This is a genomic window from Tenacibaculum sp. IB213877 (assembly GCF_034043975.1).
In the GTDB taxonomy this organism is placed as follows: domain Bacteria; phylum Bacteroidota; class Bacteroidia; order Flavobacteriales; family Flavobacteriaceae; genus Polaribacter.
In genome coordinates this window covers 123,475-137,730 of the sequence record NZ_JAXCHH010000008.1, presented here as the reverse complement: position 1 = coordinate 137,730, position 14,256 = coordinate 123,475, and the positions used below count along the sequence as shown (strand labels likewise).

The 14,256-nt window shown below is 30.6% G+C and carries 10 protein-coding genes; 4 read left to right on the top strand and 6 right to left on the bottom strand.

Annotation, left to right across the window (positions count from 1 at the left end):
- Positions 1 to 2: 2 nt before the first annotated feature.
- From SLH33_RS10025 to SLH33_RS10005, 5 genes are all read right to left on the bottom strand, one after another.
- Positions 3 to 2,927, bottom strand: coding sequence for a histidine kinase (locus tag SLH33_RS10025; RefSeq protein WP_320418957.1), 2,925 nt, complete (start codon positions 2,925 to 2,927; stop codon positions 3 to 5).
- Positions 2,928 to 3,212: 285 nt separating this feature from the next.
- Complete coding sequence (locus SLH33_RS10020; protein ID WP_320418956.1) at positions 3,213 to 4,538, bottom strand: hypothetical protein; 1,326 nt, start codon at positions 4,536 to 4,538, stop codon at positions 3,213 to 3,215.
- Between the two features lie 87 nt (positions 4,539 to 4,625).
- The gene (locus SLH33_RS10015; protein WP_320418955.1) at positions 4,626 to 7,109 is read right to left on the bottom strand and encodes a choice-of-anchor D domain-containing protein; all 2,484 of its coding nucleotides are present in this window, start codon (positions 7,107 to 7,109) and stop codon (positions 4,626 to 4,628) included.
- Positions 7,110 to 7,339: 230 nt separating this feature from the next.
- A complete protein-coding gene (dnaK, locus tag SLH33_RS10010) occupies positions 7,340 to 9,250 on the bottom strand; it encodes a molecular chaperone DnaK (RefSeq protein ID WP_320418954.1) in 1,911 nt (636 codons plus the stop codon).
- 145 nt (positions 9,251 to 9,395) lie between these two features.
- Entirely contained in the window at positions 9,396 to 9,995 is a 600-nt protein-coding gene (locus tag SLH33_RS10005) for an NUDIX hydrolase (RefSeq protein WP_320418953.1), read from the bottom strand.
- A gap of 7 nt (positions 9,996 to 10,002) precedes the next feature.
- On the opposite strand from SLH33_RS10005, the gene pyrE reads away from it, so the two are divergent.
- Both pyrE and SLH33_RS09995 read left to right on the top strand, forming a co-directional pair.
- Positions 10,003 to 10,644 carry an orotate phosphoribosyltransferase gene (gene pyrE / locus SLH33_RS10000; RefSeq protein WP_320418952.1) on the top strand — a complete coding sequence of 214 codons (642 nt, stop codon included), beginning with the start codon at positions 10,003 to 10,005 and terminating at the stop codon, positions 10,642 to 10,644.
- Positions 10,645 to 10,690: 46 nt separating this feature from the next.
- Complete coding sequence (locus tag SLH33_RS09995; RefSeq protein WP_320418951.1) at positions 10,691 to 11,080, top strand: SRPBCC family protein; 390 nt, start codon at positions 10,691 to 10,693, stop codon at positions 11,078 to 11,080.
- A gap of 2 nt (positions 11,081 to 11,082) precedes the next feature.
- On the opposite strand, the gene SLH33_RS09990 is transcribed toward SLH33_RS09995, so the two are convergent.
- On the bottom strand, positions 11,083 to 11,814 hold the full coding sequence (locus SLH33_RS09990; RefSeq protein WP_320418950.1) for a biotin--[acetyl-CoA-carboxylase] ligase: 732 nt from the start codon (positions 11,812 to 11,814) through the stop codon (positions 11,083 to 11,085).
- A gap of 85 nt (positions 11,815 to 11,899) precedes the next feature.
- On the opposite strand from SLH33_RS09990, the gene rsfS reads away from it, so the two are divergent.
- Positions 11,900 to 12,268, top strand: a complete 369-nt coding sequence (gene rsfS, locus SLH33_RS09985; RefSeq protein ID WP_320418949.1) for a ribosome silencing factor — start codon at positions 11,900 to 11,902, stop codon at positions 12,266 to 12,268.
- A 26-nt stretch (positions 12,269 to 12,294) separates the two neighbouring features.
- Positions 12,295 to 14,241 carry an ATP-dependent zinc metalloprotease FtsH gene (gene ftsH, locus SLH33_RS09980; protein WP_320418948.1) on the top strand — a complete coding sequence of 649 codons (1,947 nt, stop codon included), beginning with the start codon at positions 12,295 to 12,297 and terminating at the stop codon, positions 14,239 to 14,241.
- Positions 14,242 to 14,256: the final 15 nt, after the last annotated feature.

The window sequence follows — 14,256 nt, the reverse complement described above, 5'->3', positions numbered from 1 at the left end:
GTTTATATCTTTTTAATTGTGATAATTACTTTAGTCCCTAATGCTTGTTGATCTTTTGAATATTTATCTTCAAAAGTAACCTCAACATCAAATAGTTTTTCTTTTTTATAAAGAGCAACTCTTTCTTGTGTAGCACTTACAGCAAACGATTGATGTCCTCTTCTTTTTTTATTAATTTCTGAAGATTTTTTTCTACCTATTCCATCATCTTCAACAATAACTTGAATTGAATTTTCATCAAGTTTATTAATGTAAATCCATAAATTTCCTGATTCTTTTTTATGTACCAGACCGTGTTTTATAGCATTTTCTACAAAAGGCTGAATAAATAAAGGCGGAACTATAACATGTTCTTTATCAACTCGATTATCAACACTTAAGTGCACTTCAAATTTATTTTCAAAACGAAGTTGCTCTAAGGCAATATATATTTCTAAAGAATGTAATTCTTCTTTTAAAAGAATTGTATTTAATCTGCTATGATCTAAATACAAACGAATTAAACGAGAAAACTTAACTAGATAATCACTTGCCAAATATTTTTCATTTTTCATTACATAATCTTGAATTGCTCCTAAAGAATTGAAAATGAAATGAGGATTCATTTGTGATCGTAAATTCTCTAGCTTTAATTTGCTAATTCTACTATCTAAAATTACTTTTTCTAACTCTCTTTGCCCTTCTTCTTCTTTATTTTTAATTTTTATACGATAGTATATCACAATAGCTCCAGTTAGTAAGGCAAAGATCAACGCATAAAACCACCAATTGTCCCAAAACGGTTTTTGTACATATATTCTTATTTTTTCGGTAACATTACCTATTTTTCCATCTAAACTCTTTGTTCTCAATAAAAACTCATAACTTCCTGATGGAATACCTATATACCTGACTATATCATCATTAACCTCTGCTGTATGCCAGTTTGTATCGTAACCAATTAATTTATACTGAAAAACATTTTGTTTACTTGCTAAAAAACCATTAGCTCTTAATTTAAAAGTAATATTGTTAACCTTATATGGTAATTCGTATTTTTCCTTTTTATCCTTAAACTCATCTCCTATAGAAACATTAGCTATATATGCTTTTGGAATTAAACTTTGCTTTATTAACTCTTTATTATTTAAATCTAACTTACATAGAAAATTGTTTCCTGGAATCCACAAAGCATTCTTATGAAACACAGGTTGCTTAAATTTTATAGAATTTTTATCTTTAAGTTTAATGGTTTCTATTTCTTTTGAAAGTGTATTATATTTTTGAATTCCTTTTTCTGTGATTATCCATAAGAACTCATTGTTAGACTGGATTCCTTTTATTTGAGAGGATAACAAACCTTTTGCGGTTGTAAGGCTATCAACTATTTTCGCTTTTTTTATTTGGTAAAGCTTATTATTGGCTTGTGCCCAAATTTGATTTGTACTTGTTTGAACAAATGCATTAAAAATTATATTCTTTTTATTTAAAAAAACACTCGTGGTATCTAAGCTTGAATTATAGTTTAAAGTACCATCAATGTAACTAATATAAATTTGCTTGTTTTTTGAATCGTAATGAGAACTAATCGGCCTTTTATCTTCTAACTCTACAAAAGAGGTTAAATCTTTATTTATATTGGTATAAATTCTAGAGTTTCTATAAGATAAATACAATAAAGAATCTTTTCCTATTTGATTAAATCCTTTAGCCGTTGCTAATTGATTTGAATGTGTATTAATTTTATTGTTTTTTAATGAAAACACATATCCTTCTCTTCCATTCGTACTTATATATAATTTTTGTGAATGTTTATCAAAATGTAATCTATTTACTGCTCGATTAGTAGGTAATGTTCTATTTTTTATTCTTCTATTTTGAGTATTATATTCTATTAATTTTCCATTTTGAGTTCCTAAAAAAAGTGTATTCTCATTTACAGGAGTTATAGAAATTATATCATAATCTTCTATTATTTTCTCTTTAGAAATTCCTAAATTAGGTATAACAACAACTCCATTATGAAGGGTTGTTAACCAGTAATTCTGATCATCATCTTTTACTAAATCTGTAAAATGATAGTGTTTTAAATAGTGTTTTTCTAAAACAAAAAAATCTTCTTCTTGTTCTTTTAAAACTATAACTCCTTTTGAAGTAAGTAACCAATATAAATTATCAATCTTTTTTAGATTATATAAATGTAAGTTTAGTCTTTTTATTTCTACGGGTAGTGTAATTTCTTCTAGTTCTTTTTTATTTTCATTTAATTTATACGCTATTTTAGAACTATTTAAAACAAGCATAAAATTATTTTTATAAGGAAGCATTTGAAAATAACCATTATCAAGGTTTTTGCTATTATTTTTATTTACTTCTGAAAAAACAATGGTATCTCCTTTTTCTTCAACTGATGTTAAAATATTTCCTCCACCATAATCCTGATAATAAAAACCTTTTTGAGTCTCTATAGATTTTGATATTTTATGATTTACAATTTTAGTCGCTTTTCGTGTTTGTTTATCAATTTGAAAACATTGCTTTTGTGATAAAAAATAAACGTGATTTCTTTTTATAATTAAATTCGCATATGCTCCTTTTAATTCATTTGATAAATCTTTAAAAAGTATTAGTTGTTTATTGATTACTTTGTAAATATGACCCGATAATGTAGAACACCATAATTGCCCATCGGTATCTTTTTGTAGATTAAAAATTGATTTTGTGCTAATTTTGGTATTATTTATTTTATTAAATGATTTTCCATCATAATAAAACAGTCCTTCATTACTACCAATCCACATCAAATTATTCTTGTCTTTAACTATATTATAGTTTGACAGAGCAGTTAGACCTTCATCAGAAGTAAATTGTTTATAATATACATCTTGACCAAAAAAGTATTTTGATGTTAAAAATAATAGAACAAATATGTGTAATGCTTTTTTCAATTATTTCTTTTAAAAATAAAAGGTGGTTATGCAATATTACGCAAAACACCACCTTTAATTAAAAATAAACTTATATTATTATTCTACAAAAATTTGATGAATTTTAGAATTTATCAATATCAATAATAATTGTTTTTTGTCCATTAAATGCTTTTACTAATTTCACAGACTCTAACCAATAAAGTTTGCCTCGAAAAATAATTGGTAAGAATAAAAACTTATTAACAATATGAGTGTGTCTTTTTTTAAAACTTCGTTTTTTTCTAAGAGACTTCATATTTAATTTTATTTTTTTGGTCTAGCATCACATTTAACATAAGTGCCATAAGGCGCTCTAATACTTCCTCTATTTATTCCATTAAAGAAAACATTACCGTATGTACCTGCTCCTGTATAATCTCTTCTTACAATAAACTGTTGTAACATACATTGCCCATCAGAGTTTTTCTGAACAACTGCTCCAACTGCCCACTGATATAAAGGAACTCCAGTTATTTTATGCTTTACAGTTGACCATCTATCGGAAGTTAAGTATTGATATACGTTTTTCATGCTTGTTTTTCCATAGTACTTATTCAACCCACTTACAGCAGCATTTTTAATATTTGAGTTTGTATCAAAACTTCCTTTTAATGGCATTGCTACCTTATTTAAAGCCTCTTCATTAGAATCTTTACGCAACTCATCAAATTTTGCAAACGTAACTTTTGAAGTTAGTTCAGGATTTTTATAATACTTTTTAATTAGTTCAGGATTTTTAGCAGCAATAACAAACTGTTGTGGTTGCACATTATTCATCCATTTATGGCCTTCATTATCATTTTTATGATATACTTCAGCCCCTATTAACAACACCCCTGGTTCTAATAAAAGCACATTAGCATTGGTCCACTCTGGTCCACCTCCCATTCCAAACTGAAACTGAATGTTTCCTTTGTCTGCAGATTTTCTATATTGCTCTGTAACTACTCCATAACGTTTTTGTTCTGGAGTGAAATAAGCGTTTAATTGATACGTTGTTGGATCATACTCTATTGAAAAACCTTCATAAATATCACCTGGATTACTATCAAAATGACTTGATGGATTTCTTACAAAGTATTGTGACAAATGATAATAACCTGACAATTCCATTTTGTCAGAAAATCCTCCATCATACGCAGGAAGCTTTTTAAATTTTGTTCTATTTAGCACATAAACTTGATTGTCTGTAAACTTATCTGCGTCGTTACTTTCTATTGGTGATGGAATTTCTGTAACAACTTTTCCTTTACTGTTCTCTTTGGCTAATAGTGCCTCTTTTTCTGCAACCTGTTTTTGCTGATATTCTTTATATTTTTTAAAATAATAGTCTTGTTTTTCTTTATCATTAGGATATTTTTTAGCTAACTCTTGCTTAAATTCTTCATCTGAATAACTTGTATTTTTTGATGTTGATTGATTAACTTTTGAAGTTGTTGAACTTTGTTTTTTTGTTATTTTTTCTTCAGCTTTTTTAACCACGCTTTGTTTAGCTTTCTTTAACATTTTCCCAAATTGTGCATTTACAGAGTGGCTGGTTAAAACACCGAAAAAAATAATACTGGCTATTTTTATAAAATTATGCTTCATAGTAAGTGATGTTTACGAATTAAAAAGCTGCTTGCTTTTCAACAAGCAACTTTTGAATAATGAAAAATTGGGGAAAATAGTTATTTATTAAGGGCAAGCTGTTGTACTCCAACTAGCACCAGTAGGTTTAACCCATTGATTTGCTGCGGTATTTGGTGGATTTAAAGGATCAAACCCAGCATCGTGCTGAATACAAGTTAAGTTAGCATTTCCGTCTGCAACCATGTAAAGAAAATTTACATTATTACCATTTGCTACGTTTAAGTTTGATAGATTGTTATTTCTAACATGTAAAGTCTTAACTTTTGAGTTAGCAGAAATATCTATACTTGTTAAATTGTTGTTGTAAACAACCAAAGTTCTTAAATCTGGATACATAGATACATCTAACGAACTAATTTGATTCTGTTCTAAATATAAAGTTCTTAAACCGTTTGCAACAGTAGGTAACACTAGCGTAGAAATATTGTTGCCTCCACATTGAAAGTTCACTAAGCTAGAATGATTTGTTAAATCTATTGTACTAATACCATTTTGCTGAATTAATATTGTTTGTAAAGCTGTATTAGCTGAAAGATCTAATGAAGTTAAGTTATTGTTTTTTAACGACAAATGTGTTATTGCTGTGTTTTGGCTTAAATCTATACTAGTTAAAGCGTTGTTCATTGCATGAAATTGTGAAATATTTTCAAAAACCTCTAAACCAGTAACATCTGAAATACTAAGACCATCTACACGAATAACACCTGTGTAAGCTTGTGCTTCCGACACTTGAATTTCACCATCTCCATTTGTATTTATCGATGAATCCCCTACCAATGCAGTCTTAAAATTAGCATCTGGTATATTAACCACATTACCTGTTACGGCTTGTAACCCATTTCCTTGAACAATAAGAGCATAATTAGGTTTTGTAGGATCATTACTTTCTACAACTATCGTTGCATATTTTTGTCCTTCTGATTGAGGTGTAAATCTAACAGTAACAGTATATGAGCTATTAGATACAATTGTTTGTGGAGCAGACACATTAATTAAGCTAAAATCACTTGCGTTAGCTCCGCTAATTCTAATATTACTTACCTCTAAATTTCCTTGACCATTATTTTGAATATCAAAAGTTAAATCGGTTCCAGAATTTCCTACGGTAACATCTCCAAAATTCAATCCTGTTTCGCTAAAGGCAATTGCTGGTTGCGCTGGCGCTGTTCCTGTTCCATTCATCCCTAAAAACACATCATTATCATTAGAATTATTAATAAGCCTAATAGACCCTGAAGCAAACCCTTCTGAACTTGGAGTAAATTTAACTTCAAAAGTATAGGTATCTCCAGCAGCAATGGTTCTTATTAATGAACTTGTTCCACCTACAACCGAAAAAGATGATGCGGTACTACCTCCTACTATATTTACATTAGTAATATCTAAATCAGCATTTCCTGTGTTACTAATAGTAATATTTTTAGACAATTCTTGACCTACTTCAACATTTCCAAAAGCAATTGGCGATTCACTAAACACCATAATAGGAGCTGCTGGTGCAATAGCTTTTCCTATTAAACTTATAGAAGCATCTGCTACATTAGAATCTATAACTAATACAGATGATTTTTCTCCCTCAGATGACGGTGTAAATCTAATAGTTACTGACAAATCTGTACCAGAGTCAACGGTTACAGGTGTAGTTATATTTTGTACAGAAAAATCTGACGCATCTGTTCCATTAAACACAAAATCATTTATTACTAAATCAGCATTTCCTGTATTAGAAACAACTAACGTTAAATCTTTATCTTCTCCTTGGGTAACATCTCCAAAATCTAATGATGTATTATCTAATGATATTACCGCTATTGGTTCTGGTATTGCATTTCCTAAAACCGATAATGAAACAACGCCTGCGTTAGTTACAATCTCTAAAGTAGCTGATTTATTTCCTTCTGTCTGTGGAGCAAAGGTAATTTCTACTGTCATAGCGTTATTAGATACCAATGTGGTAGGTGTTGCATTGGTACTAAAATCAGCAGCATCTGTTCCTGAAAAAGAAAAACCTGTAATTTCTAAATCTGTATTTCCAGAACTGGTTATAGTAAAAGACAAATCATTAGTTTGCCCTATTTGTACATCTGTAAAATCTAACGCTGTTGCACTTAATGTAGCTCCTGCAATTAACTCTGGTGTTGCTGTACCTGCTATATTTATGGTCTCTTCACCATTGTTAGTAATAATAACTAAATTTACTGATTTTGCTCCTTCAGACTGCGGCTCAAAACTCACTTCAAACGCATAACTTTCTCCAGCAGATAAAGAGGTTTCAGAGGCGTTTAATGAAAAATCTACAGAAGAACTCCCATTTAATGAAAAAGAACTTAACTCTAAGTCTCTACCTCCCGTATTTGTTATGGTAAAAGTTTTTGATGAAGATCCAGTCACCATAACATTCCCAAAATCAAACATAGTTTCATCAATGGAAAATTCAGCGGGTAAAATTTTTTCATCTTTGTCACACCCTGTAAACACTGCAAGAAATATTAAAAACAAACTTGCATACTTGATAATTTTTTTTCTCATTTTTTGTTAATTTTTTCTAAGTATTTTAAACTATAAAACCTATTATTTTCAAACAGGTCTCCCTTACAGCCTTCAAAACTAACAAGTCATTAACCTTAAAAATGACAAAACTTTCTAAGTAACATTATTGCTTTCTAAACAGTTATATTAAAGTTATAAACTGTTTTTTAAGCATAAAAAAACCACCTAAAATTAGGTGGCTTTATATATTTATTGGTATTGACTAAAGATTATTTTACCTCTTCAAAATCAACATCCTCTACATTATCACTTCCAGCATCAGAAGATCCTGTATCAGCAGTTCCTTGTGTTCCTGCTTCTCCATTTGCTCCTGCTTGTTGTTGTGCAGCATACATTTCTTCAGAAGCTGCTTTCCATGCTTCGTTGATCTTTTCCATTGCTGCATCAATTTGAGCTAAATCTTTACTTTCATGAGCTTTCTTTAACTCTTCTAAAGCTGATTCAATTGGTGCTTTCTTATCTGCTGATAATTTATCACCAAACTCTTTTAATTGCTTTTCTGTTTGGAAAATCATTGAATCTGCCCCGTTAATTTTATCAGCAGTTTCTTTTGCTTTTGCATCAGACTCAGCATTAGCCTCCGCATCTGCTTTCATTTTCTGAATTTCTTCATCAGTTAACCCTGAAGAAGCTTCAATACGAATGTTTTGTGACTTTCCTGTAGCTTTATCAGCTGCAGATACATTAATAATTCCGTTTGCATCAATATCAAAAGTTACTTCAATTTGAGGCACTCCTCTTGGTGCTGGTGGAATTCCGTCTAAATGAAAACGACCAATAGTTTTATTATCTGCCGCCATTGCTCTCTCACCTTGTAACACATGAATTTCAACCGATGGTTGGTTATCTGCTGCTGTTGAGAAAACTTGTGATTTCTTAGTTGGAATTGTAGTGTTAGCATCAATTAACTTGGTCATTACATTACCCATAGTTTCAATACCTAACGATAACGGAGTTACGTCTAATAATAAAACATCTTTTACATCTCCTGTTAATACTCCTCCTTGAATAGCTGCTCCTAACGATACAACTTCATCTGGATTTACGCCTTTACTTGGTGCTTTTCCAAAGAACTTTTCTACAGCTTCTTGAATTGCAGGAATACGCGTTGATCCTCCTACTAATATGATTTCATCAATATCTGAAATTGATAAATCAGCATTTTTTAAAGCTGTTTTACAAGGCTCTATAGTTCTCTTAATTAAATCATCAATTAATTGCTCAAATTTAGCTCTGGTTAAGGTACGAACTAAGTGTTTTGGTCCGCTTGCAGTAGCTGTAATATATGGTAAATTAATTTCTGTTGAAGTAGTACTTGATAATTCTATCTTAGCTTTTTCAGCAGCTTCCTTTAAACGTTGTAAAGCCATAGGATCTTTACGTAAATCCATGTCTTCTTCAGTTTTAAATTCTTCTGCTAACCAGTTAATAATTTTTTCATCAACATCATCACCACCTAAGTGAGTATCTCCATCAGTAGCTAATACTTCAAATACACCGTCTCCTAACTCTAAAATAGAAACATCATGTGTACCTCCTCCAAAGTCAAAAACCACAATTTTTTTGTCAGAATCTGCTTTATCTAAACCATAAGCTAAGGCTGCTGCAGTAGGCTCGTTGATAATACGACGAACTTTTAAACCAGCAATTTCACCTGCTTCTTTTGTTGCCTGACGCTGTGCATCGTTAAAATAAGCTGGTACAGTAATTACCGCTTCAGATACATCTTGTCCTAAATAATCTTCAGCAGTTTTTTTCATCTTTTGTAATATCATTGCTGATATTTCTTGTGGAGTATATAAACGATCATCAACTTTTACACGCGGTGTATCGTTATCTCCTTTAACTACTTCGTAAGGAACTCTACCTGCCTCTTTTTGACTTTCTGAAAACTTATTCCCCATGAATCGTTTAATAGAATAAACGGTTTTAGTTGGGTTTGTAACTGCCTGACGTTTTGCAGGGTCTCCTACTTTACGTTCACCTCCTTCTACAAAGGCAACAACAGATGGTGTGGTTCTTTTTCCTTCTGAATTAGGAATTACTACTGGCTCATTTCCTTCCATAACAGAAACACAAGAGTTGGTAGTACCTAAGTCTATTCCTATAATTTTACTCATAACTATATTATCTATTTAAATTTTTAATTCAATTTTACGAGTAGAAAATAGTCAAAGTGTGTGCCAACGGTTTTTTGACTAAATTTTGGCAGAAATAGTGAAGTATTAAAGAAGTTTTATGACAGACTGTCACAAAACTAAAAGTTTATTTAGTTAAATACGCTTTATACACCATTTGTATGTTTGCATAGGTATTTAAAAAAGCTTTTTGTATTTCTTCTTCATTTTTAAAAACTACTTCTGTAATTCCTTCTTCTTCTTGCGGTACTAATTCACCTTGGTAATCAGACTTCATTAAATACCAATAAGTTTCTTTGAGTCGAGTTTCATTATCCATGTAAAATATATGGTATGTTTTTAGTAAAAATCTATCTAAAACCAAATTTGTTATACCACATTCTTCCTCAACTTCTCTCACAGCGGTTTCTTCTATACTCTCTCCTTTTTCAATACGTCCTTTAGGTAAATCCCATTTATTTCCTCTGTAAATAAATAAAATTTCTTTATCTGTATTAAGTACCAAACCACCAGCAGCTGTGATAACTCTAAAATTTTTGCAGAAAACTTCCCAATCATTAAGTAAATTAGTTGAATAAAGATAAATGCCTTGTAGGTCGTCAGATTTTAACCGGTAAAGGATTTCATTAATAGAAGCGTTTTTAAAAATATAAACTGGAAAATTCTCTTCTTTTTGTAAAGAAGATGTTAAAATAATCGGCTTATCATTCACAAAAACTTTATACATTTGCGCTATGAGTTTAAACAAAGATACGGCAAAAAAAACTGCTGAGCTTCTTTTACAAATAAAAGCTATAAAATTAAACCCAAGTACTCCTTTTACATGGGCTTCCGGATGGAAATCTCCTATATATTGTGATAATAGAATTACTTTATCATACCCTCCGGTACGTAATTTTTTAAAAGAACAAATTGCTAAATTAGTAGAAGAAAAACACGGAAAACCAGATGTAATTGCTGGTGTTGCCACAGGTGCTATTGCAATAGGTGTGCTTGTAGCACAAGAATTAGGAGTACCATTTGTATATGTGCGTCCAGAACCCAAAAAACATGGTAGACAAAACCAAATTGAAGGCCATTTAGAAAGTGGTCAAAATGTAGTAGTTATTGAAGATCTTATCAGTACGGGTAAAAGTAGTTTAAATGCTGTTAAAGCCTTAAAAGATGCTAATACTACTGTAAAAGGTATGATTGCTATTTTTTCATATGGTTTTAATGAAGCTACAGAAAATTTCACTAAAAATAATATTGAGCTTACTACCTTAAGCAATTATGAGTTTTTACTTGAACAAGCTTTAGATAGTAAATACATTAATAGTGAAGAATTAAGAACTTTAGAAGATTGGAGAATGAACCCTAGCCAGTGGAAACAATAATGGCAACATTTTTGATTCGGCATTACTAATACAAATTATATTTAAAATGAATATTGAAGGAAATACTATTACAGTAAAAAAATCAGCTAAAGATTTATATGAGTTTTTAACTAATCTTGAAAATTTTGAGCAGTTAATGCCAGAAGAAAAAGAAAAATTTGAAGTAGATGGAGAGTCTTTTATTTTTGGACTGAAAGGAATGCCGGAAATTAGATTAGTAATGAAAGAAAAAACTGAATATAGTAATGTAACTCTTGGTGCTGCAAGTAGTAAATTACCATTTACTTTAGCTGCAAATATTGATGAAGTTGCTGAAAATGAAAGTAAAGTTCAATTAAAATTTGAAAGTAGCTTTAATCCAATGATGGCAATGATGGTTAAAAAACCATTGACCAAGTTTATTGAAACATTGACAGAAAATTTAGAAAAGTTATAAAATTAGGCAAAAGAAACTTCTTTAAGATCAAATTCTTCAACAGTTTCATTTTCCAATTCAATTTGGAGTTTTCCAATTTTACTAACTCCAATAATTTTACCTAAAAACAAAACGTTTTGAGCAGTTTTAAACATACTCGGAACGTTTTTTTTATACAAAACATTTAAATATCTTTTTTCTAATTCAGAAAAAGAATTTTCTTTAACCAAATTAATATTCATTTTTAACCGATCAACTATTAGATAAAGAACTTCTTCTAAATTATAATTCTTATTCATAATCAATTTTAAAGAAGATGCATTCGGAAGCTCTTTTGGGAAATTAGTTTGATTAACATTCAATCCTACCCCTATTACTGCGTTAGCTATCCTTCCTCCTTTTATTGAGCTCTCTATTAAAATACCACATACCTTTTTGTTTGCTGACATTATGTCGTTAGGCCATTTAATAGCCAATTTTGGCAGTTTTAAGGCTTGTAAAGCTTCAAAAACACTTAAACTAACTGCAAAATTCAAATACTTTTGATGTTCAGGGTCTAGAGCTCCAACCTTACAAAACATGCTAAATGTCAAGTTTTTACCGCTTTCTGAAAACCATTTAGCATGCATCTGCCCTCTACCTTTGTTTTGACTTTCTGCAATTACCACTGTAAAGTCATCAATAGTAGTATTTAATGCTATTTTTTTCAAAAAAGAATTGGTAGAATCAATGGCACTAAGTTTGATTATTTTCATGGTGTAATATTGTATGAACTCATTTCAATATTACGTAAATTACTCACAAAAAAGTAATAACTTTGCTAAAATTTAATTTTTTTTAATGACAAAAAAACAAGCTAGTACAGACGATTTAATTGCAGCAATTATTAAAGGAATAGATGATGTAAAGGGTGAAGATATTCAATTGCTTGATTTAAGAGATATTGACAACACCGTTTGTGATTACTTTGTAATATGCTCAGGAAACTCTAATACGCAGGTTAACGCTATTTCTGGCGCTGTACAAAAAGTAGTAAGTAAAGAACTTAAAGACAAGCCTTGGCACATTGAAGGTACTGGAAATTCTGAATGGGTACTTATGGATTATGTAAATGTTGTAGTTCATATTTTTCAAAAAAGTGTCAGAGAGTTTTATGATATAGAAAGTCTTTGGGGAGATGCTATAATAACCGAAATAAATCCTGCTTAACAACCTAATTAATTCGACACATATTTATGAGCGATAAGAAAAAAAACACGCCAAAATTTACATTTAGTTCCTACTGGATTTATATTCCAATCATTCTATTTTTTATTGTTTTACAAGTTTTTAACTCAGGTGACTTAGCTTCTAGAAGTATTTCTAAAAATGAATTCATTAAAGTTTTAAAAGCTAACGATATTAAAAAAATAGTTGTAGAAAACAACAGTGTAGCCCAAATTTTTATAAAAGAAGATGCTATTAAAAAAGAAGAATACAAAGACTTAGTAAACTCACCTTTTTACAGAAAAAGCTCTCCTTTGTACACCTATAATTTTGGGAATCAAGAAAATTTTGAAAAAGAAATTCAGCAAGAAAAAACACAAAATAATTTAGATTTTGATATTACCAATATTGAAAGAACCAGTTTAATGGATACTATCATTAGCTTTTTGCCTTTCATTTTACTAATTGGTATTTGGTTATTCTTTATGCGCAGAATGTCTGGTGCTGGTAGTGCAGGTGGTGCAGGCGGACAGATTTTTAATATTGGAAAATCTCGTGCTAAACTTTTTGATGAAAACACAAAGGTCAAAACTACTTTTAAAAATGTAGCAGGTTTAGAAGGTGCAAAAGAAGAAGTACAAGAAATTGTAGATTTCTTAAAAAATCCTGATAAATATACCAAGTTAGGAGGTAAAATTCCTAAAGGTGCTTTATTAGTAGGTCCTCCAGGAACGGGTAAAACCTTACTAGCAAAAGCTGTTGCTGGTGAAGCTGGTGTACCATTCTTCTCTTTATCTGGTTCTGATTTTGTAGAAATGTTTGTTGGTGTAGGTGCATCGCGTGTTCGTGATTTGTTTAAACAAGCACAACAAAAATCACCTTCAATCATCTTTATTGATGAAATTGATGCCATTGGTAGAGCTCGCGGTAAAAACAGTATGACAGGAGCTAATGACGAAAGAGAAAACACCTTAAACCAATTATTAACTGAAATGGATGGTTTTGGTACTGACACAAATGTAATTGTATTAGCAGCGACAAACCGTGCAGAAGTTTTAGATAAAGCATTAATGCGTGCGGGTAGATTTGATCGTCAGATTTATGTTGATCTACCAGATTTACACGAACGTAAAGAAATATTTGAAGTTCATATTAAATCTTTAAAATTAGCTGATGATGTTAATTTAGATTTCTTAGCACAACAAACCCCAGGTTTTTCTGGTGCTGATATTGCTAACTTGTGTAACGAAGCTGCTTTAATTGCTGCAAGAAATAATAAAAGTGCAATTCACCATCAAGACTTTTTAGATGCTGTAGATAGAATTGTTGGCGGTTTAGAAAAGAAAAATAAAGTAATTACACCAAAAGAGAAGAAAGTAATTGCATTTCATGAAGCTGGTCACGCTACCGTTAGCTGGATGTTAGAACATGCTGCTCCTTTAGTAAAAGTGACTATTGTTCCAAGAGGTCAGTCATTAGGTGCTGCTTGGTATCTTCCGGAAGAAAGAAAAATTGTTCAAACAGAACAAATGTTAGATGAAATGTGTGCTACTATGGGTGGTAGAGCTGCAGAAAAATTAATGTTTGATAAAATTTCTACTGGTGCTTTGAGCGATTTGGAAAAAGTAACAAAACAGGCTCGTGCTATGGTTACTGTATACGGGTTGAACGATCAAGTAGGTAATGTTACTTATTATGATTCTTCAGGAAACGATTCCTTTGTAAAACCTTATAGTGAAGAAACAGCTAAAAAAATTGATGAAGAAATTTCTAAAATTATTGAAAGTCAATATAAAAGAGCCATTGAAATCTTAGATCAAAATAGAGATAAACTTACTGTTTTAGCAGAAAAATTACTGGAAAAAGAAGTTATATTTAAAGATGATTTAATTGAAATTTTTGGTAAAAGACCTTTTGAAAAAGAAGAAGCCCTAAAGGAAAACAGTACAGAAGAAATAGATAATTCAAAAGAATAGTTTAAGTTCCCTTAC